The following is a 20,327-nucleotide window of genomic DNA, read 5'->3' on the forward strand; positions in this document are numbered from 1 at the left end:
GCTTAGCCGCTATTTACTACGCAATCCTGCTGGCAGTGGTCGGCCGACTGGACGACGCGGCGGTTCGGGTCGCTGACGGCATCGCGCAGGCCCGCCGGCAGGGCAACGCGATGGTCCTCAATTTGTGGACCGCCATCAGCGGGGTCATTCACCTCGCGGCGGGCCGGTTGTCAGCGACCCGAACCGCCGCGTCGTCCAGTCGGCCGACCACTGCCAGCAGGATTGCGTAGTAAATAGCGGCTAAGCCATGAGCCAAAGCCGCATCACTCGTGTAACCAAGCGAACAAAGCCTTTCCAGGCGCTCGAGGGCGCGCACCCGGTACCCCTCGCCGACATCGAGCAGGCTGAGAGTGAGCTCGGAAATGATCGTGGCCTCGAGATCACCGGTGGCTGCCGCGGCTTCGGCAGCCTCGACGGGGGCCATCTGCTGTTGCCCGCTCCTGTCCTGCAGCACGATGTTGTAGGCCAGCCACGCCAGATGCCTCGCCCGGGTGACCTCACTGATGTCGCTCAACTCAAGCGCCCGCCGGTTTTCCTCAGCTCGCCGCTGGGTGCTGTGCCTGGTGTGCGCGGGCAGCCGCAGACGGATCTCGGCTTCTACTTCAGGCGAGGCTGCCCGCGAGAGCGCCAGGACAGCCAATTCTTCGGCCTCGCCGTAGCGGCTGGCCCGATTGAGCCACTCCACTGTTTCCGCGACCAGGGATCCGTACTCAGCGTCGTCGGCGGCCAAAAGCTCCAACGCGCGCTTGCTCAAGTCGGCGGCTCCGCTCGCATCGCCGTGGCCAACCGATTGGGCGGCTCGGCGTAGCGCGTCGATCGCTTCCCGGTCGCCCGGTTCGGCGCTGCGTGCCAGTTGGGTGGCTACCTCGGCCGGGTCGGCGCCGATACTGAGCATCACCGAAGCCGACTGGCGCTCCATCGCCCGCCGCAGCGACTGCGGCAAGCATTGCCGGGTGGCTTCGCGCAGCAAGTCGTGCCGAAACCGCAACTGTTCGCCGTCCTCGACGAACAGGTCCGCGCGCACCGCCTCCTCGAGCGCCGACAGCAACGACGTCGGCGGCCGGTCCAGCATCGCGGCCAGCAAACCCGCCGAGAACCGGTCCGGCAGCACGCCGGCCACCCTCACCACCTCCGACGCACTCTCGGAGAGCAGGTCGAGTCGCTGGTGCATACCGACGCCCAGACGCCGCGGCAGCTCCTCTCCGGTGGCCACCGCCCGCCCGCCGCTGACATCCAGTCGGTCCTCTTCGCCCAGCCCCCGGACAAGTTCGCTGACCAGAAACGGATTGCCGTGGGCTTTGGCGGCCAGATTCAGCAGAGACGTATCTGCCCTCGCCCGCACGGTGTCTTGGACCATGTCGGCGACCGCACCCGGCGTCAGGGCTCCCAACCGCAAGAACGTGGCATTGGCTCGGTGCAGCACCGACAACGTTTCCTGCACCGCCGGCCCGCCGGCCCCGGTGCGGGCCGTCAGGATCCACAACACCGCAGCATCACGTCGCGCGGTGGTGAGCGACCGCAGCGCCAACAGCGTGCCGTTGTCGGCCCAGTGAATGTCCTCCAGCACAATCGCCAGCGGGGCTTGTGCGGCCGCGGCACCGATCGCGTCGGCCAGATCGTGCACCACCCAGTAGCGCAGGTCGGCCGAGCCGCCCAGTTGGCGCAACGCCTCGGCGTCTCCCACCGGCGGGTCGGCGTTCAGTGTCGCCATGAACAGCGAGAAAAACGGCACCGTCCGCTGGTACTCGAAAGCCTCGCCGAATAACGCGCGGACCCCGGACTCTTCGGCCAGCGCTACGACCTCGGTGAGCAACCGGCTCTTACCGATGCCGGGCGGGCCCTCGATGACCAGTACGCCCCCGCGCCCCTCGACGACTCCGGAAAGCAGTGCCCCTACGGTTTTCAGCTCGTCTGTGCGCCCACGAATTGGCGATGTGACCCAGCGCTGCCCGTCGACGTCAGAAAGGCCGGGTGAAGGCCCCATCGAGTGTCCTGCCTACCACTATTTAGCGGACTTCCATTGCGGTGCACGTCATTGTAGGCCGGGCACGTCACCTTCGGTTTGCTACCGATCAATCCGAGTGGGGCACAACCTGGGTCAATTGAGCTCGGGAAGTGATGCCGAGCTTGGCGAAGGCATTGTGTACGTGGGTCTTGACGGTGTGCGGGGAGAGGTGCAGCTGCTGGGCGACAGCGCGGTTGGTCGCGCCGTCGGCGATCAGCTGGATGACCTTGAGTTCGGAGTCGGTGAGGCTGTCCCAGCCGGTTCGCGCTCGCGGGTGGGTGACGATGCGGCGTTCCGCACCTAGTAGGCGCAGCGCGCGGCCGACCCGGCGGGCATCACTAATCGCTTCACACTCAATGTAGGTGTCGAAAGCTGCGTTCAACTGGTCGAGCGCTTCGGCGTTGCGCTGTGCGCGACTGAGCTCGCCACCGGCGTCCTCGGCAGCGCCTGCGTAGAGAAGTGGCCGCTCCGAGGAACGAAGTAACTCGGCAGCGGCCACCAATGCCTGGGCGTCACGCTCGATGATCCCGCGAGTGTGTTGCGCGACCGTGGCGAACAACGGAACTGCCGGCCGCTCGCGTTCGAGTATGTCGACGGCATCCAATAGACGCGCTCGAAGGCCGGCGTCGCCCGCGGCCGAGGCTACCCGCGCGGTCAAAGTCAACTGATCCAACACGGTCGGCAGGAACGGTGTCACGAGCAGGGCGATGTCGCCGCTGAGCCAGCGCAGCGCTTCGTGAACATCGTCGCGCTGCCACGCGGCCAGCCCCAGCGCGCATGCCGCCCCGCGACGCACCGCGGGGGAACCGGTGACGTACGCGTCGCGCGCTTCACTCATCGCCTCTGCCAACAACGTCCGGTCGTCGGTGCGCGCCGCCACATCGGCCAGGGTGAACATGCGCATTGCGCTGACGAAGGTCGACCCCGTTCGCCCGGGTGTGGGCAAAGGCTCGGTGCTGGCGCGGGCAGCCGATAACCGGCCCGCGGCCAGGTGCACCACCCCCGCCGTCAGACCCCAGATGTGAAGCGCCATGCCGTCGCGTTCCCGCTGGGATTTCTCCGTGTACTTCCCGACCACTGTCGCGGCGTCTGCCAACCGTCCCGCCACGGCAAGCAGATTGGCCAGATGGCATGCGGCGAGGTTATGAGCGGTCATGTCACCCGCGGGGGCCAACGCTTGCAGTTCCTCAACGCGGTGCAACCCGCGCCCCGGATATCCGTCCGCGCAGTCCAGACAGGAAAGTGCCACTCCGGACAGAATGATCGACTCGAGATCGCCGGTCGCTGCGGCGGTGGCCGCCGCCTCGTCGGCTGCCGCGCTGTCCTGTCCGTGCAGGCCGTACATCGCCAGGTTGTACGCCAACCACGCCTGGTGCCGTGCCCGGGTGACGTCGCTGAGGTGGGGCAACTGAAGTGCGCGGCGGTTGTCTTCGATGTGTTGGGTCGTCGTGTCGGTGATCGGCGTCCGGAGCCGTAGCAGAATCTCGGCTTCCTCTTCGGGTGCCAACGCGGCAGCCAGCGTGCTGCCGGCCAACCTTTCCGCCTGCTCATAGCGGGTGGCCCGGTTGAGCAACACGATGGTTTCCGTCACGAGTTGCCCACGGCCGGGGTCATGGGGAGGCTGGAGCTCCAACGCACGCATGCTCAAATCCGACGCAGCCGCGGGATCGCTACTGGCCACCGAGCGCGCGGCTTCGCGCAGTGCGGCGATCGCGGCTTGATCACCCACCTCCGCGCTGCGGGAAAGCTGGGTAGCGACCTCCTCGGGCGCCGCCCCCATGTCCAGCATCACGCTCGCCGATTGCCGTTCCATTGCCCGGCGCAGCGACTGGGGCAAAGATTGCCGCGTCGCTTCGCGCAGCAGGTCATGACGAAACCTCATCTGATCGCCGTCTTCGATGAGCAGGTCGGCGCGGACTGACTCGTCCACCGCAGATAACAAGGTGGCCGGACGGCGCTCCAGCATCGCGGCGAGCAGGCGGGCCGAAAATCGGTCCGGCAGCACCGCCGCCACCCGCACGACTTGGCTGGCCGCGGGGGAGAGCTGGCCAAGTCGCTGCTGCATGGTGTCACTGAGCCGTCGCGGCAACGTGTCTCCGGTAGCGCCCGCGCGGCCGCCCCGCACGTCGAGCCGACCCTCTTCGTCGAGTCCCCTCAGGAGTTCTGTTAGCAGGAACGGGTTGCCGTGCGCCTTGTCGGCGAGGCTTAGCAGCGACGCATCCGCGTTGGCTCGCACCGCGTCTTGCACGAGGTCGGCGACCGCCTTCGGTTTCATGGCCGTCAGCCGCAGAAACTCGGCACCCTCGCGTTCCAAGGCGCTCAGCGTCTCGCGAACCCCCGGACCCCCGGCGCCCGTTCGTGCGGTGAGCACCCACAGCACCGGGGCATCCGGCCGCGTCGCGGCCAGCGACCGTAACGCCAGCAGGGTGGCGTTGTCGGCCCAATGGATGTCCTCGAGGAGGATCGCCAACGGTGTTCGCGACGCGGCCGCATGAATCGCTGCTTGCAGATCGCGCACCACCCAGTAGCTGAGATCCGCCTCCGCGCCCAACCGGCGCAGTGCCTCTGCATCACCGACAGGGGGATCCGCGCGCAGGGTTGCCATGAAGAGCGAGAAAAACGGCACCGTCTGCTGGTACTCGAACGCCTCGCCGAACAGTGCCCGAACGCCGGCCTTGTCGGCGAGCGTCAAGACCTCGGTCAGCAAACGGCTTTTGCCGATACCCGGCGGCCCCTCGATGACCAGTACGCCGCCGCACCCCTGAGCGACCCCCGCGATCAGTTCGCCGAGCACCTTCAACTCGCCCGCCCGCCCGCGAAGCGGCGGAATGCGAACGTTCCCCGAGGCTCCCGCTGTGCTCACGCGCACCGCCGCCCGCCGACTTGACGTCGCCGGGCGAAAGACCTCCCAGTCGTGTCGTCCACCGTTATCGCCACCGCTCGCGCTGGCAGTCAGTTTAGGGGTATTCCTCCGCCCCGTCTGCGGTGAATCGGGTGCCATCGAGTCAGACGGGATCTCCACAGTTACCTCATGCGCACGCTGGAGGCGAATATTCGGACCGGCGGGCCAGCGTCCCGGCAACGGCCTGATGAATTTCTCGTGAGCCGAGCTCACCCCGTATCCGTTCACCGCACGTCTCCTCTTTTGGTTGTGGCGATGCATTGGCTTCTGCGATCTATGACACCGCGGCGCGCGCCTGGTGAACGTCTCAACATGAGCCGGGTCAGCGTCTCAAAATGAGACGCTGAGGCGACACGGAACTGCACTGTCGTCATCGGGCGACAACGCTTGCGTGGCCAACGTGCCGCTTAGTACAAGCAAGGCACCGTCAGCGGCGTAAAGTGACTGTTCGATGTCTACAGCAAAGCGACACCCAGACTCGCGATCACCGGAGACCTGTGGCGCAACGTCGCTTGGTGACCGCGAGTCAGAGTCGAGGTAGTTTGGGGAATGGCGTCGCAGGTGGGCTGCGTGACCGAAGTTGAGCGGGCCAGGGAAAAGTTCCTGTCCGTGGAGTCCCACGACGCGGTGCGTTCCCCAGGCGACGACAGTCTGCCGCCCAATGTGCTGGACTCCTGGCGTCGTTCACAGGCCCTGCGCGTGCACCCCGACCGGGTCGAACTCCCGTATGTACGTGAACCCAATATGGGTTCGCGACTGGCGCGTGCGGCCGCGCCCATCCTGCAACGCGTCACCGATGACCTGGCCGCGCATGCTGTCAGCGTTGTCCTGACATCGACCGACGGGGTGGTGATGGAACGAACCGCCCCGAATGTGTCCATCCTCAACGCGTTGGACACAGTGAGCCTCGTGCCGGGCTATAGCTTGGCCGAAGAAGTGGCCGGCACCAACGGGATTGGTACAGCGCTGGAGACCGGGCAGCCCGCGTTCATCCGTGGTGGCGAGCACTACGTCGCGATGTTCACCGGGTTCGCGTGCGCGGGTTCGCCGATTCGGGATCCCATCACGCGCAGGGTAATCGGCGCCGTCAATCTGAGTTGTCTGGCTGACGAATCCGATCCACTGTTGCTCGCGCTTGCTACCAGCGCCAGTCGACAAATCGAGGACCGGATGCGGGTGGTCGCTCATGAGGGCGAAACCGCTCTGCTGGAGGCGTACCTGCAGCAGGCACAGCGATCTACGGGCGGTGTGCTCGCGATCGGTGGCGACGTGGTGTTGATGAACCCCTACCTACGTCGGACGCTGGACGGCCACGAACAAACCGCGCTGCTCGAACACGCGTCGGATCTGCTCGGCTCCACGCTGTCGGGCACCGCACTGGCTGTGCTGCCGAGCGGGCACATTGCCAAAATCACAACCGTCGACCGCTCGACATTGCGCGGCGGCCGGCCGAATGTCGTTTTCCGCGTTGATCTTTCCGTGGAGACCAGCTCGCACCCGCCGAAAATAGCCCAACCGCTGCACCCGCAGATCCCTGGCCTGGCAGGCCGCGACACCGCCTGGCTGCGCTGCTGCCAGCAGGTGCGGCAGTGCTGCCGCGACCGAGACTGGGTGATGCTGGAGGGAGAGAAAGGATCCGGCCGGGCGCGGCTGGCGCAGGCGGTCGGGCAGTATGTGAAACCGGGCCGAACCGTTCGGTTGATGCGCGCCGAGACCTTTCCCAGCGCCACGCGTCTGGTCGCCGAGCTGGCAACTCAGTTGGGTGACGAGGACTTCGCCGTGGTGATCGCCGATGTCGATGACATCGACGAGGACACACTTGAATCGATCATCTCGATGGTGGCCGCGTGCCCGGGCCGGGGGTGGATCGCAGCCACCAGAAGTCCCGCACCTCCTTCAGCACCGGTCAAACAGCTACTGCCGCTGTTTAGCCATACCGTCACAGTGCCGGCGCTGCGACATCGGATCGACGACCTCGAGGAGTTGGTGCCGCTGCTGCTGCGCGAGATCACCCGGGGCGCTGACGTGAAGCTGGCACCCGATGCCATGCGACACCTCAGCAGGCTGCCGTGGCCGGGCAACGTCTCGCAGCTGCGGCGGGTTCTGACCGAAACCGTTGCCCGCCAACGATCGGGCATCATCAGCGCCGACAAGTTGCCGCCGGAGTGCCGCTCCATCACGCGCCGGAAGCTGACCCAAATGGAAGCCCTCGAGCGCGACGCTATTGTCCGTAGCCTGCAAGACAACGACGGCAAAAAACAAGAGGCGGCCCGCGCTCTCGGAATGTCGCGGGCGACCATCTATCGCAAGATAAACGACTACGGCATCGCCTGAAAACCTCCGCTTGCCGCCTCAAAAGCCTTGGCTAACAATAATCGTCGCGAAGCGGCAGCCATCGGCATTTGCTACCCAAGCTCTGGGGTTACGCCCCGGGGGACTCGTCCGACGACTCGGATGGGCCCCAAGTCCCCACTTCTAGTGCCGTTCGTCGCGCCGCTGGCGGGGCTCGAAGTGCGCCACCAATCACCCGGGTGAATCAGTTCGCCGGGTGATGTCCACTCATCCCTCGTCGGCCGATGCTGGCTAAACAGACCGCAAGCCGATCGTACGGGGCGCCGGAAATGTGCCGGATCAGCGTTCGGACCTCATAGGCGAGAAAACAGGTCGCTGCGGAATCCATCGGCACAATCGGAGAAACAAGATGAAGCCACGCCAATTTCAACGGTCGCCTGCTGAATACGGCGCCGACACCACACGAACACCATGGCTGCCGCATCGAATGCGGGACGCCGCCGCTGTTGCCCGGCGCTGGGTGCACCGGACAATGGGTGGCGCGACGGCCGCTGTCCCCGCGCTCGAGGATCAACTTCACGCCCTCCAGCCCATGTGCAGTGCCCAGGCGCCGTCCACCGGCATCACCTGCGGCGCACCGGCGGTGGCGGTCGCCGAGATACACGCCATCGACGAATGTGACCAGATGGGCCTGACGGCAGACGGCGACGTGGTCGAGACGCTCTGTCAAGCCTGCCTGGCCACAGTGCAATGGGCGATGGCGACCTACGTGGGAGACAGACGCGAGTTGGCATCCCGATGCGGCGTGCACCCATATTGCGCCACCTGCGGGCGTCCCACCGGATACCTGCGCAGCGTCTTCGCCGTGCGTCCGATCTGGCCCGAGGGGCCCGCACAATGACCGGGTCGCGCGCTGCCGCTCTGTTCGCGGCGGTAGTGGCCGGCGATTATGCACTCCTGATGTTGGTCAATGGTCAGCTCACCGAGTTCGGCGTGGCCGGCGCCATTTGCGCGGGATCCGCAGCCGCCGTCGGGTTGATCGACTACACCGCGCGGCAAGAGCGCAATCGCGGCGCGCGGCGACGCGCAGTGATCTGGGCGCCACCTGACCGGCAAGCGGCCACCGCCGGCACCCAGTGCACGTCATGCGGAGAAGCGTGCGAAAAGGCAAGCGAATCACCCAGCTTCGTCGACCGGCAGGGCACGCGCCTATGCGTGGGTTGCGCGGCGGCGCTGAACCCAGAGCCGACACGATGAGACCGCGGCCGTTCTGGGTGCGCCCTAACTGTGCGCGCATCACCCGGGTGAATTGGCGCGCTGGGTGATGACGGCTCACCCGGCATCGGTGCATGCTGATCGGCAGTTCGCGAGCGGAGGACAAATGCAGTCGACGATGTACCGGATCTGCATTCGGGGCCGTGTCAGTGAACGGCTCGGCTGCGCACTGGAAGGAATGCGCCTGGAGGCAGGTGCAGCCGAAACCGTGTTCACCGGTGAAATTCGCGACCAGTCGGAGCTTTACGGACTCCTCGACCGAGTTCGTGACCTTGGTCTTGAGCTCGTCAGCGTACAACCGCAGTCCGCGGCGGACCGCACGGCAACGACCGCGATCAGAAGGGACCTGTAATGCAAGCCATTACTGTTTCGGATCGTGACGCTGGTGTCGCTGGCCTGTCGTTGACCGACATCCCGTATCCCGAGCCGGCTGACAACGAGGTCGTCGTGCGGGTACACGCCGCGGGTTTCACACGCGGGGAGCTTGATTGGCCGCACACCTGGATCGACCGTGCGGGCCGGGACCGGACGCCAAGCGTGCCCGGCCATGAACTGTCCGGCGTCGTAGTTGAGTTGGGTTACGGGACTACGCTTTTGAGCGTCGGACAGCGGGTGTTCGGGATCACCGACTGGGCTCGCAACGGCTCGCTCGCGGAGTACACCGCCGTGGAAGCCCGTAATCTCGCACCGCTGCCGATAGACATCGACCATACCGTGGCGGCGGCGCTGCCCATCTCTGGTTTGGCTGCCTGGCAGGGGCTGTTCGACCACGCCCGCCTCGCCGCCGGACAAACGGTGCTGATCCACGGTGTTTCGGGCGGGGTCGGGTCGATTGCGGTGCAGCTCGCTCGCGAGGTCGGCGCACGCGTCATCGGTACCGGCCGAACCTCAGACCGAGACCGCGCCGACGAGATCGGCGTCCATAAGTTCATCGACCTGGACACCGAAAAGCTATCGGAAGCAGGGGAAGTCGACGTCGTGTTCGATGTCATCGGCGGAGAGATCCTCGCCCGCTCGGCCGAACTGGTGCGGGGCGGTGGAACGCTTGTCACCATCGCCGAGCCGCCCAAGGCCCTGCCGCGTGATGGGCGGGCGATTTTCTTCCTAGTGGAAGTAGACCGCGCCCAGCTCGCCGAACTCGCTGCGCGAGTACGCGATGGACGCCTCACCCCGGTGGTGGGTGCGGTACTGCCCCTGGCCGAAGCTGCCGCTGCATTCGCTCCCAGCAAGCGAATCGCAGGCAAGACGATCCTGCGCGTAGCCGAACACCGAGAAGGATGAACATGGCGAGACTGCGCGCGTACGGGGGGCATCGGACGTCGTGCGGTTACGTCGGCTGGCCGCACTAGACCTCTCGAGGGAAAGCAGGCAACAAATGGCCTTAAAAATGCCGGTTTTCGCACTGACCGTCGCGGTGTTGCTCGCGTCTGCTTGCCACGCCCAGTCGGCACCGGAGAGCTCGAATCAAAAGCCGGTGGTCCGCTCGGTCTTCAATCAGACGACCAATATTCCGGGAAAGTCACTTGAAGCAGTGACTGTCAACTATCCACCGGGAGCCAAAAGCGGGCCGCACCACCATGCCAGGTCGGCGTTCATCATGGCGTACGTGATTTCCGGAGCGATCCGGAGCCAAGTCGAAGGTGAGCCAGCACGCGTCTATCACCCCGGCGAGACGTGGAGTGAAGCGCCCGGGGCGCACCACACGGTCAGTGAAAATGCCAGCGCCACCGAACCAGCTGAATTGCTCGCAGTGTTCTTGGTTGATACCGGAGACGGCCCGCTCACCACCGACGACAACGCAACAAGATGAGGCAGCGCGTCACCGACGGAAACTGTTCGCACCGATCGGCATTCACACTTGCACGACGCTCCGGATTACGAGAGAAGCCCATGCGCACCCCTGATCCGACCCGAATCGTCCGGATGGCACTGCGATTCTCGCTGGCGGCGGCCTTTTTGTCCGCTGTCGCCGACCGGTTCGGTTGGTGGAAACGGTTCGGACAGGGAAGCTGGGGGAGCATGGCCCGCTTCGCCGAATACACTCACCAGCTTGTCCCGTTTGCTTCTGGATGGCTATTGACCGTCATCGTGTGGGTTGCCACCGCCACCGAAGCAACCCTGGGAGTCCTACTCATCGCGGGCTGGTGGCCGAAACTCGTCGGGACGGCGACTTGCTTGGTGCTCATGGTCTTTGGAACGGCGATGGCCGTATCCCTCGGGATCGAATCACCGCTGAGTTACAGCGTCTTCTCAGCGGCGAGTGCGGCCGCGGCCTACGCGGTGCTCGGCACAACATCCACGACATCCGCTACATCCACGACATCCGCTACATCCACGACATCCGCGACATCCACGAGATCGTTGTCCCACACCACTGGACCTCATTCAATCCGGAAACTTTCAACCGTTTGGAGCCGGCTCGTTGTGACGGGTGAGTCTGACGGCCACACACTCGTGAGCGAACCGAGGATAGATGAAAGCCGGTAAAGACTTCGACGTGATCGTCGTGGGTGGCGGCGTGGGCGGAGTGGCCGCAGTGCGAAAGCTCGCGTCCCTGGGCCTTTCGGTGGCGCTCGTTGAGGATCGCCTGGTCGGTGGGGAGTGTCACTACTGGGGCTGCAACCCGAGCAAGACGCTGCTCCGCCCAATTGAGGTGTTCAACCTCGCGAAGGCGGTCCCTGGTGTGCGAGAGGCTATTTCGGACGCCAGATTGGATGTTGCGGCGGTCTTCGCGAAACGCGACGCGATCATTGAAAATCTCTCGGACCAAGACCGATCAGCGTCGCTGCGCGAAGCCGGTGCAGCGGTGTTTCATGGGTTCGGCCGGTTGAACGGCGAACGAACGGTGCGGGTGGCTTATGCCGTGGGAGATACCACCGAAGCCGTCTTGACTGCACGCCACGCGGTGGTGCTGGCCACCGGCACGCGCCCTAACGTGCCACAGATACCCGGGTTGGCGCAGGCACGCCCTTGGACCAATCGTGATGTGACGACTATGACAGAGGTGCCACCACGGGCACTGGTGGTGGGTGGCGGTCCTGTCGGTGTCGAGTTCGCGACCATCCTGACCGGATTAGGCTCTGCGGTAACGCTTCTGGTGCGTGGGAGCACCCTTCTGCCGCGCTGCGAACCCGAAGTGCACGAACTGGTCGCGCAGGCGTTGCGGAGCCAGGGCGTCACGATTCACTTGGAGACCGAGTTGTCGGCGGTATCGCGTCCCGCGGCGGACGGCCCTGTTACCGCAACTTTTAACCGCAAGACCATCGAGGTAGACGAGCTCATCCTGGCTGCCGGGCGGCACACCAATACCGACAACATCGGACTGGAAACACTCGGCCTGCCCAGCGGCGGGTTCGTCGCCGTCAACGACCATCTCCAGGCGGTCGGTGTCGCAGGGGACTGGCTCTATGCTCTGGGAGACACCACCGGGCGGGCTCGGCTGTCCCATATCTCGACCTACCATGGGCGCCTCGTGGCCGAGATCATCGCGGCCCGGGCGGCGGGCCGAGAACTGTCCGAGAACGAGTTGAGTGCCCGTGATGCCGGCAGCCTTGCCCAGGTCATTTTCACTGAGCCGCAAGTGGCTTGGGTCGGGCGGACGGAAAGCCGAGCCCGCGGGGAAGGATTTGCGGTACGGACCCGAACGGCCCATTACCCAGGCACACTGTCATTCCTGGCCCTGTTCAGGGAGGGCTTCCACGGATGGGCGAAATTGGTCATCGACGCCGAGACCAACACGCTGCTCGGAGCGACGTTCGTCGGCCCGGAATTCTCGGAACTGGTCCAAGCAGCCACCCTGGCCATCGTCGCGAAGGTCCCGGTCAGTCTCCTACGCCACGCGGTCGCGCCACACCCGACGGTGAACCAAATCTGGGATCTGCTCGTCGCCCAAGAGTCCGAGCTTGCCCCGCTATCGAAAAGCGAGTCGCAGCAAGCCCAGAAGAGCGCATAAGCGAATCAAATCCATGAGAGGAAATACGATGAACCACGAGTGGCCGGTCGTCGCAGCGTGACCATGCTGGTAGCGGGGGTCCGCACGCTCGGCGGCAAAGTGGAGATCCTGGAACTGGACGACCCGCGACCGTTGGCGGCCGACGAGGTCCTCATCGACATTCGCAGCGCCGGGGTTGGCAACTGGGACAACATCGTTCGTTACGGCGGTTGGGACGTGGGCACGAGGCCGCCGCTAGCTCTCGGAGTTGAGGCCGCCGGGGTCATCGCGGCCGTCGGTGCTCAGCCGAGCGGATTCAAAGTGGGCGATGAGGTGCTATGCCACCCCGTACCCCTACGCGACCAGGGCACGTGGGCGCCGACCGTGATCGCACCCGTCGCATCGCTCGCCCACAAACCACCCGAGCTTTCGTGGGAGACCGCAGCAATCTTTCCCGTACCGGCCTTGACCGCCGAGCAGGTGGTCGCCGAGGCATTAGCCCTGAGCGGTGGAGAAACATTGCTTGTTCATGGCGCGGGCGGAATCACCGGCGGGCTCATCGTCCAGCTTGCCGCCCTGCGCGGGGTCGATGTGCTCGCCACCGCCGGACCGCGCAGCGCCGACCGGGTCCGCGGCCACGGCGCCCGCGAAGTGATCGACTACCGCGATCCGCTATGGCCCCAACGCGCAAGGGCATTGGCGAACGACTCCGTCGACGCGGTCGCCAACGCGGCCTTGGGCGGTGCTGCTGCGGCGATGACCGCGCTTTCCGACGGCGGCCGACTGGCCACCATCACCCCCGACCCGCCCGCATCTACCCGCGGGATCACCGTCACCGCGGTTTACGTCCGCTCCGACGGAGCCCAACTCGACCGCCTCACCGCGCTACTCGCCTCCCATCGGTTGAGCATGCCGACCCCGCGTGCCTGCGGCCTCGATCAAGCCGCCGCCGCCCTCGCGCATGTCGTCGCCGGCCACGAGGCCAGCGGAGTCGTCATCGCGAAAGACATCTCAGGAACTCAGTCGAACAAACCCCACACCACCAAGGAGTCTCGATGACCACAATTACCCCGATCCGCACCGGAGTGGCCGACCACATCGGACACTATGCCGACGCTGTCGCCGTATCCGGCCGCGGCACACAGATTTTCGTCTCCGGCACACCTGGGGTGCGCGAAGACGGCACCCTGCCTGAAGACTTCACCGACGAAGCCCGCCAGTGCTGGGCCAACGTCGAAGCCGCGCTCGGCAAGGCCGGCGCCAAACTCACCGACATCGTCTACATGCGCCAATGGGTCACCAGCCGTGACAACGCGGCCGCCTACCTGGCCGTGAGCAAAGAATTCATCCAGCACCGACCCGCCGCCATGTTCGCCATCATCGACGGGCTGGTGTGGCCCAACATCCGGGTGGAGGTCGAAGTGACGGCCATCCTGCCGGCATGAGCGATTACCCGATCGTCGACCTGTCCACCGACGAACTGCTGACCACGACCCGATCGGTGCGCAAACGTCTCGATTTGACCAAACCCGTTCCCATCGGACTGATCCGGGAATGCCTGGATATCGCGGTGCAGGCACCGACCTCGGCCAACGTGCAGAACTGGAGCTTCCTCGTGGTCACCGACACCGAACAGCGCCGCGCCATCGCCGATGTCTACCGCCGCACGTGGGACGCGATCGTCGCGTCGCCGTTCGCGGTCGCCGATCGGTTCAAGGACAACCCCGCCCGCAATCGCGAGCAGCGCAAAGTGTCCGACAGCGCGGCGTACCTCGCTGAACACATCGGCGAGGTTCCCGTCTTGATGATCCCGTGCGTCGAGGTCATTGACGGCGACGGCGCGCTGACGCGCGAAAACGCCAATCAATATTGGAGTTCGGTGATGCCGGCCACGTGGAGCTACATGCTGGCCGCGCGTTCGCGGGGCCTGGGAACCACGTGGACCGGGGTGACCATCATGGCCGACGGCGAGATGCGGGCCATCCTCGGACTGCCCGACAACGTCTATCACGCCACGACGATCCCCACCGCCTATTACACCGGCACGACCTTCCGCCGCGCCAGACGGGTTCCGCTCGATGACGTGCTGCATTTCGACCGGTGGTGAGCGGTCCACCGCAGTGATCCGGCGGGGCGGTTCGTCAGTGTGGGAGCGAAAGATCTAGGAGGACAACGATTAACCGCGATCACGACGACCTTCGGCCCCTGCAGTGACGTTGCGCGACGCGGCACCGACCAGCCGCGCGATGGTGGTTGCGGTGACGGTGTCGATGGTCGCGTTCCTCGACTCCACCGTCGTCAACCTGGCGTTGCCGGCCGTCGAGCATGACCTCGGTGGTGGCCTGGCCGCGCAGCAATGGATCATCGACGGCTACCTGTTGGCGATGGCGGCCGCGATTCTGCCCGGCGGATCCATCTCGGATCTGTTCGGGCGCGTTCCGGTGATGCGGTTCGGGCTGTTGGCTTTCGGGGTGGGCTCGGTCCTGGCGGCTGTTGCCACTTCACCGGCGACGTTGATCACCGCGCGCCTCATCCAGGGCCTGGGCGCGGCGTTCCTCGTACCGGGGTCGCTGGCGCTGATTAACTCGGTCTTCGACAAAGCACACCAGTCCGCCGCGATCGGCGTCTGGACCGGGTGGACGGGCATCGCCTTCGCGTTGGGCCCCCTGCTGGGTGGATTGTGCGTTGATTTCCTTGGCTGGCGTTGGATTTTCGTGCTGTCGGCGATACCCATGGGGATCGGGTATGCACTGACGTTCTGGCTGTGCCCGATGTCGGGGCGGGTCGACGGTGCCCATGTCGACGTCGCGGGGGTGGTCCTGTCGGCGGTCGGGCTGGGCGCAAGTGTGTACGCGCTGATCGAATCGCAACGCGACGGCTGGACCGACCCGATGGTCATGACACCTTTGGTGATCGGAATTGTCGCGTTGGTCGGCTTCGTATGGTGGCAGCACCGCAGCAGGGCCCCGATGCTTCCGTTGCCGCTGTTCACCTTTCGGAACTTCACAGCCGCCAATGTGGTCACCGCCTTCGTCTACGGCGCGCTGACGCTGGGCTCGCTGGCCGTTACCCTCTACACCCAAGGAGTCGGCGGCTACTCGGCCACTGCGGCCGGACTCGCCACCCTGCCGATCCCGGCGTTGTCGTTCGTGTTCGCCCGTCATGTCGGCCGCGTCGCCGCTCGGGTGGGACCACGCGCCTTCCTGATCGCCGGTCCCACTTTGGCGGGGATTGGGTTGTTGCTGATCCGCCCGAAACCTCATGGGTTCCACGCGATCACCGACTTGGTTCCCGGGATGACCGTACTGGGCGTCGGGCTGGTTGCGACAATCACACCGCTGACCTCGGCGATGCTGTCCTCAGTGCCGACCGAACACAGCGGCTCGGCGTCGGCGGTCAACAACGCCGTCTCGCGACTGGCCGTGCTCATGTCGATCGGGTCCATGGGCTTGATCACCGCCGGCACTGCGAGTGCCGCCGGATTAGCCCACGTGTTGGAGGTGAGCGCCGCACTATTCGCACTGGGCGCGTTGTGCGCCGCGCTGTTGATAACCAATCCGTCCTCCGGATGCGGACCTGTCCCATGCGACATCGCGGCGTTGTGCCGCGACCGGCCCGGTGTACAACCGGCGCTGGCCAGCAGCCCTTCTGCCGCAACCGAACCGACCTCTCCCCGTTGATCCTTCACACACTGATAAGACCGTGCCGTGGCCGTTCGTACGACATAACAAGTTGGAGGACTTCCTTAGCTGACGGGTTACATGCCGAAACCCGAATTCGCTTACGCGGCCGTGCATTATTCACCCGGGTGAATCTGCGGTTGGGGGATGACACCTCACCCGGTCTTGCCGCACTCTCAAGACATCCAGATCCACGCGGGGTTGTCAGACCGCGTGCGGGCGTCCTAGCTGAGGTGCGTTTGTGGCGTACATAGTGGTTTCAAGTGCGTTCAGCGAGGTCGCGAATTGAGCTACCGCTGCCCCGAAGAGACAGTCCAGTAGCGCTTTCGGTTGTTGTTGTGAGATCCCGTCTACGAAGGAGACTTGATGAAGGCCCTACGCCAGCACGCTGATGGGTTGCGGCTCGAGGAGATTGCCCGACCCGAACCAGGTCCCGACGAGGTGCTCGTTCGCGTCCACGCGGCGGCGATCACGCGGGATGAGCTGACCTGGTCGGCCGATCGGCTGCCTGCGACTCCCTCCTATGAGCTGTGTGGCGTCGTCGAGTCGACAGGCGAGGAGGTGATCGCACTGACGCCGTTTGATCGCGATGGCGTCGCCGCCGAGTTCGCGGCGGTCCCGAAATCCCTACTCGCGCCCAAACCTTCCGCACTAACTGTTGAGCAGGCGGCAGCGCTTCCGATGCCTGGGACAACCGCGTGGCAGGCGCTGGTCGTTCACGGCAACGTCAGAAGGGGCGAGCGGGTGCTAATCACCGGCGCGCGTGGGGGAGTCGGGCACATTGCCGCCCAACTCGCCCGTAACCTGGGGGCGGTTTTGGTCGAAGAAGGCGAGGCCTGTGACCTCCTTTTCGACACCACCGGCGGGGATGCGCTCGCACGTAGTGCCGACGGCGCCGCGCGGGTCGTCACGATCGCTGCTGAGGCGCCCGGGGCCCAGTACTTCGTTGTGGAGCCGGACGGTGCGCAGCTCAGCGCATTGCCAGAACTACAGCCGCAGATTGACAGCGTCTTTCCGCTGGACCAGTTCGAAGCGGCTTTCGCTCGCACCACCGAGCACGGCAAGCGCGGAAAGGTTGTGCTTCGCGTCTCCTAGGTCAAGCGTGCCGTCCGACTCGGTCGTTCGGCCACCGGCCTGATGGTGGTGACGATTTCATCGGCGCCCGCCTGATGCGGTGCGAGCGGGCGCGGCAGATAGTACGACCGGCACTCAGACCGGAACCGTCGCGAGATCCATTTGTTCGCGCTTCCGTTCACGGTGCCGGAATTACTCACCCGGGTGAAGTGGTGGTTGGGGTGATGACAGTTCACCCCGCCTGGCCGCAGCCTCAGTACGAGTAGACAGCTTCGTACGTTACGCACCGTTTGATACGGCAAGCGGGGGTCCAGTCGGAGCCTCAGGAGAACCGGAAGGGACTTCGAGCTATGCATTTTGAGGCCAAGAAGGCGATTGTTGTCGGGGGCAGCGCCGGCATGGGCCGCCAGGTCGCACTTGACGTTGTCGAGCATGGTGGCAGCGCGGTGATCGTCGCACGCTCGAAAGCCCGGGTCGACGACACTGTCGCTGAACTGACTAGCCGGGGTGGCGAGGCCTGGGGGATTACTGCCGAGCTGGCCGACCGCAGTGCGGTCGCTGACGTTCAGCGTGTGCTTTCCGAGCATCACGGCGACGCGACACTGCTCGTCAACGCGGCCGGATTCTTCATCCCCAAGCCATTTCTCGAGTATGACGCGCAGTTTTACGACTCCTACATGGAGCTCAACTATGCCCTGTTCTTTCTGACGCAGACCGTCGTTGCGGGCATGATCTCCCGGGGCGAGGGTGGGTCCATCGTCAACATCGGCAGCATGTGGGCACACCAGGCGATCGGCCGAACCCCGTCGGCTGGGCACTCCATGCAAAAGGCGGGGTTGCACGCGCTCACCCACAATCTGGCTATTGAGCTTGCCCCGCACAAGATTCGCGTCAACGCGGTGGCGCCGGCTGCCGTGAAGACCCCCGCTCTGGAGCGGTGGGTCCCGAAAGACGAGATCGACGCCACGCTCGACAGTTTCGCGCCGTTTCATCCATTGGGTCGAGTCGGCACCCCCGCCGACGTCGCCAACGCCGTCATGTATCTGCTCTCCGACCAAGCCGGCTGGGTCACCGGCGCAATCCTCAACGTCGACGGCGGCGTCATGGCCGGGCGCAACTGACCGGACCGTGACGCGGCAGGCCTGCATCACGAAAATCACTGTCGCACCGGACAATAGAATGCGAATGAGCTAGGTCGAATGTCCTGTGCATGGGAGAAGGCTGGGGAGAGATTGCAGTGACAAACGACATCTTGAGGCCGGGCGGCCCGCCAGCTAAGTCTGTCGGCCGTAACGAAGGCAAGGCGGTATTCCTTGGCACAGTCGGTGTCCGCCACATCCTCGATAAGGTTCAGGCCGAAGGACGTTTCTCCGTCCTCGAACATCCGATGTCCCCCCGAGCGCTGGCCTCACCGCTGCATCGCCACCACAACGAAGATGAGTACAGCTGGATTATCGAGGGACGCGTAGGCGCATTGCTCGGCGACGAGGTGCTCTACGGCGGGCCTGGCGACTTCATTTTCAAGCCGCGAGCCCAATGGCACACTTTCTGGAACGCGGGCGATGAGCCCGCTCGCATCCTTGAGATCATCTCTCCCGCAGGTTTTGAGCAGTTTTTCGACGAGCTAGCTGGTTTCGGCGGTGTGGACAAGATATCGGCAGAGAACCTGGACGAACTATGCGCAAGGTACGACCTGGAGATGGATGTCGACAGCGTCCCCGAACTGTGCAAACGCTTCAATCTGCAATTCCCGGGTGAGCCCATCTGATGGCCAACAAAATTTCACAAGCGCTGCGGAGCAACGCTTCTGACTACCCCTACTCGCGTCCGGGCAACGTGAGCACCCGGACCAACAACTGACCAACCAATGAAGGGAAGCCCTCACATGTCCAGTCTCGAATATTTCGACACCCCCGGGTACGGCGAGATCGCCCGTGCCCGTAACTACTACAGCCAGGCTCTGCGCGTCGGCGATCGTATCGAGATCTCCGGCCAAGGCGGCTGGGAGGCGGATTTCACCCTGTCGGTCACGTCTCTGGAGGACGAGATCGGCAAGGCGTGCGACAACGTCGAAAAGACCCTCGCCGAGGCGGGCGCCACCTGGCTCGACGTCGTTAACGTCCACTCCTACCACGTCCCCACCACGGACAATTCCATTGGTGAACAACACATGTCACTGATGGTGGACCAGTTCCGCAAGCGGTTCGGCCAACATCTGCCGCTGTGGACCGCGGTGGGCGTCAAGGCGCTCGCGCTGCCCGACCAGCACGTCGAGATCGAGGTCGTCGCCATCGTCGGATCCGGCAGCAAGTAGAAGCCGCAACCAGGTCGCGATGCGACGCTCCGAGAAATCAAATCAGTAATAGGCACTCTGAAAGGTTCGTCATGAAGATCGTAGTCGTTGGCGGTCACGGCCTTATCGGGTCGAAAGTAGCGGCCAAGCTCTCCGCGCAGGGACACGAGGTGATCATCGCCTCACGTCGATCAGGCGTCGACTCACTCACCGGTGAGGGTCTCGCCGACGCCGTCACGGGTGCCGACGTCCTGGTGGACGTCGCGGACTCACCGTTGTTCGACGATGAGCCTGTAATGCATTTCTTCACGACCACGACGACGAATCTTCTCTCTGCTGAACAGGAAGCGGGAGTCGGACACCATGTCGCGTTGTCCGTAGTGGGTGCGCAGATCATGCCCGATAGCGGCTACAACACCGCCAAGGCAGCGCAAGAAAACCTGATCAAGAAATCAGGACGGCCCTATTCGATCGTGCGGGCTACTCCGTTTTACGAATTCGCCGTCGGCTTGGCCGATTCCGCGACCGACGGAGACATCGTCAGATTGCCGCACGCCTTGTTCCGTCCTATGGCGGCGGACGATGTGGCAACCGCGGTGGCGCACGCGGCCGTCGGACGTCCTACCAACGGAGTAACGGAAATCGCCGGACCGGAAGCAATGGGGATGGACGACTTCGTCCGCACCGGACTTGCCGCCATTGGTGATCAACGTCGGGTTGTGACCGACCCAAAAGCGCCATACTTCGGTGCGGTGATCGATGATCACACCCTCGCACCTGACGAGAACGCCACCATCTTCACCACTCGATACTCGGACTGGATCGACGCACACACCAACCACCGCATTGAAGCAAACTGAATGGGAATGGCAGCC

General features: G+C 64.8%; 18 protein-coding genes and 1 pseudogene. 17 read left to right on the forward strand and 2 right to left on the reverse strand.

Going from position 1 to position 20,327, the window contains the following annotated elements; translation table 11 throughout:
- Positions 1-148: 148 nt before the first annotated feature.
- Positions 149-1,984, reverse strand: coding sequence for an ATP-binding protein (locus A5636_RS16915; RefSeq protein WP_253900615.1), 1,836 nt, complete (start codon positions 1,982-1,984; stop codon positions 149-151).
- An 88-nt stretch (positions 1,985-2,072) separates the two neighbouring features.
- Positions 2,073-4,868: an ATP-binding protein gene (locus A5636_RS16920; protein WP_065159796.1), complete on the reverse strand. Its 2,796-nt coding sequence runs from the start codon at positions 4,866-4,868 to the stop codon at positions 2,073-2,075.
- 588 nt (positions 4,869-5,456) lie between these two features.
- Here A5636_RS16920 and A5636_RS16925 point away from each other — a divergent pair.
- From A5636_RS16925 to A5636_RS17010, 17 genes and pseudogenes are all read left to right on the forward strand, one after another.
- Positions 5,457-7,241, forward strand: a complete 1,785-nt coding sequence (locus tag A5636_RS16925) for a sigma-54-dependent Fis family transcriptional regulator (RefSeq protein WP_065159797.1) — start codon at positions 5,457-5,459, stop codon at positions 7,239-7,241.
- A 367-nt stretch (positions 7,242-7,608) separates the two neighbouring features.
- Positions 7,609-8,100: a phosphoenolpyruvate carboxylase gene (locus tag A5636_RS16930; RefSeq protein ID WP_065159798.1), complete on the forward strand. Its 492-nt coding sequence runs from the start codon at positions 7,609-7,611 to the stop codon at positions 8,098-8,100.
- Positions 8,097-8,456: a hypothetical protein gene (locus tag A5636_RS16935; protein WP_065159799.1), complete on the forward strand. Its 360-nt coding sequence runs from the start codon at positions 8,097-8,099 to the stop codon at positions 8,454-8,456. The genes A5636_RS16930 and A5636_RS16935 overlap by 4 nt, the downstream gene beginning before the upstream one ends.
- A gap of 52 nt (positions 8,457-8,508) precedes the next feature.
- A complete protein-coding gene (locus A5636_RS16940; protein WP_253900617.1) occupies positions 8,509-8,826 on the forward strand; it encodes a hypothetical protein in 318 nt (105 codons plus the stop codon).
- Positions 8,826-9,755, forward strand: a complete 930-nt coding sequence (locus tag A5636_RS16945; protein WP_065159801.1) for an NADP-dependent oxidoreductase — start codon at positions 8,826-8,828, stop codon at positions 9,753-9,755. The genes A5636_RS16940 and A5636_RS16945 overlap by 1 nt, the downstream gene beginning before the upstream one ends.
- A gap of 94 nt (positions 9,756-9,849) precedes the next feature.
- Positions 9,850-10,284 (forward strand): cupin domain-containing protein, encoded by a 435-nt coding sequence (locus A5636_RS16950; protein WP_065159802.1) that lies wholly within the window; start codon positions 9,850-9,852, stop codon positions 10,282-10,284.
- An 80-nt stretch (positions 10,285-10,364) separates the two neighbouring features.
- Positions 10,365-10,799 (forward strand): annotated as a pseudogene (locus tag A5636_RS27750) (hypothetical protein); the annotation flags it as partial.
- A 148-nt stretch (positions 10,800-10,947) separates the two neighbouring features.
- Positions 10,948-12,426 (forward strand): dihydrolipoyl dehydrogenase family protein, encoded by a 1,479-nt coding sequence (locus A5636_RS16960; protein WP_065159804.1) that lies wholly within the window; start codon positions 10,948-10,950, stop codon positions 12,424-12,426.
- Positions 12,427-12,465: 39 nt separating this feature from the next.
- Complete coding sequence (locus A5636_RS16965) at positions 12,466-13,464, forward strand: NADP-dependent oxidoreductase (RefSeq protein WP_253900618.1); 999 nt, start codon at positions 12,466-12,468, stop codon at positions 13,462-13,464.
- On the forward strand, positions 13,461-13,850 hold the full coding sequence (locus tag A5636_RS16970; RefSeq protein ID WP_065159805.1) for a RidA family protein: 390 nt from the start codon (positions 13,461-13,463) through the stop codon (positions 13,848-13,850). The genes A5636_RS16965 and A5636_RS16970 overlap by 4 nt, the downstream gene beginning before the upstream one ends.
- A complete protein-coding gene (locus A5636_RS16975; protein ID WP_065159806.1) occupies positions 13,847-14,512 on the forward strand; it encodes a nitroreductase family protein in 666 nt (221 codons plus the stop codon). Before A5636_RS16970 ends, A5636_RS16975 begins: the two co-directional genes overlap by 4 nt.
- A 103-nt stretch (positions 14,513-14,615) precedes the next feature.
- The gene (locus A5636_RS16980) at positions 14,616-16,085 is read left to right on the forward strand and encodes an MFS transporter (protein ID WP_253900619.1); all 1,470 of its coding nucleotides are present in this window, start codon (positions 14,616-14,618) and stop codon (positions 16,083-16,085) included.
- A 366-nt stretch (positions 16,086-16,451) separates the two neighbouring features.
- Positions 16,452-17,180, forward strand: coding sequence for an NADP-dependent oxidoreductase (locus A5636_RS16985; RefSeq protein WP_065159807.1), 729 nt, complete (start codon positions 16,452-16,454; stop codon positions 17,178-17,180).
- A gap of 329 nt (positions 17,181-17,509) precedes the next feature.
- Complete coding sequence (locus tag A5636_RS16995) at positions 17,510-18,280, forward strand: SDR family NAD(P)-dependent oxidoreductase (RefSeq protein ID WP_065159809.1); 771 nt, start codon at positions 17,510-17,512, stop codon at positions 18,278-18,280.
- Between the two features lie 116 nt (positions 18,281-18,396).
- Entirely contained in the window at positions 18,397-18,927 is a 531-nt protein-coding gene (locus A5636_RS17000; RefSeq protein ID WP_253900620.1) for a cupin domain-containing protein, read from the forward strand.
- 117 nt (positions 18,928-19,044) lie between these two features.
- Positions 19,045-19,473 carry a Rid family hydrolase gene (locus tag A5636_RS17005; protein WP_065159810.1) on the forward strand — a complete coding sequence of 143 codons (429 nt, stop codon included), beginning with the start codon at positions 19,045-19,047 and terminating at the stop codon, positions 19,471-19,473.
- Between the two features lie 71 nt (positions 19,474-19,544).
- The gene (locus A5636_RS17010; protein WP_065159811.1) at positions 19,545-20,312 is read left to right on the forward strand and encodes an SDR family oxidoreductase; all 768 of its coding nucleotides are present in this window, start codon (positions 19,545-19,547) and stop codon (positions 20,310-20,312) included.
- Positions 20,313-20,327 lie beyond the last annotated feature (15 nt).

Source organism: Mycobacterium asiaticum (assembly GCF_001673315.1).
GTDB lineage: Bacteria > Actinomycetota > Actinomycetes > Mycobacteriales > Mycobacteriaceae > Mycobacterium > Mycobacterium asiaticum_B.

Excerpts from the sequence above, each read along its gene's own strand:
- A5636_RS17010 (WP_065159811.1), top strand. The coding sequence starts at position 19,545 with ATGAAGATCGTAGTCGTTGGCGGTCACGGCCTTATCGGGTCGAAAGTA.
- A5636_RS16915 (WP_253900615.1), bottom strand. The coding sequence starts at position 1,984 with ATGGGGCCTTCACCCGGCCTTTCTGACGTCGACGGGCAGCGCTGGGTC.
- A5636_RS16985 (WP_065159807.1), top strand. The coding sequence starts at position 16,452 with ATGAAGGCCCTACGCCAGCACGCTGATGGGTTGCGGCTCGAGGAGATT.
- A5636_RS16995 (WP_065159809.1), top strand. The coding sequence starts at position 17,510 with ATGCATTTTGAGGCCAAGAAGGCGATTGTTGTCGGGGGCAGCGCCGGC.
- A5636_RS16945 (WP_065159801.1), top strand. The coding sequence starts at position 8,826 with ATGCAAGCCATTACTGTTTCGGATCGTGACGCTGGTGTCGCTGGCCTG.
- A5636_RS16970 (WP_065159805.1), top strand. The coding sequence starts at position 13,461 with ATGACCACAATTACCCCGATCCGCACCGGAGTGGCCGACCACATCGGA.
- A5636_RS16960 (WP_065159804.1), top strand. The coding sequence starts at position 10,948 with ATGAAAGCCGGTAAAGACTTCGACGTGATCGTCGTGGGTGGCGGCGTG.
- A5636_RS16925 (WP_065159797.1), top strand. The coding sequence starts at position 5,457 with ATGGCGTCGCAGGTGGGCTGCGTGACCGAAGTTGAGCGGGCCAGGGAA.
- A5636_RS16935 (WP_065159799.1), top strand. The coding sequence starts at position 8,097 with ATGACCGGGTCGCGCGCTGCCGCTCTGTTCGCGGCGGTAGTGGCCGGC.
- A5636_RS16975 (WP_065159806.1), top strand. The coding sequence starts at position 13,847 with ATGAGCGATTACCCGATCGTCGACCTGTCCACCGACGAACTGCTGACC.
- A5636_RS17005 (WP_065159810.1), top strand. The coding sequence starts at position 19,045 with ATGTCCAGTCTCGAATATTTCGACACCCCCGGGTACGGCGAGATCGCC.
- A5636_RS16950 (WP_065159802.1), top strand. The coding sequence starts at position 9,850 with ATGGCCTTAAAAATGCCGGTTTTCGCACTGACCGTCGCGGTGTTGCTC.
- A5636_RS16930 (WP_065159798.1), top strand. The coding sequence starts at position 7,609 with ATGAAGCCACGCCAATTTCAACGGTCGCCTGCTGAATACGGCGCCGAC.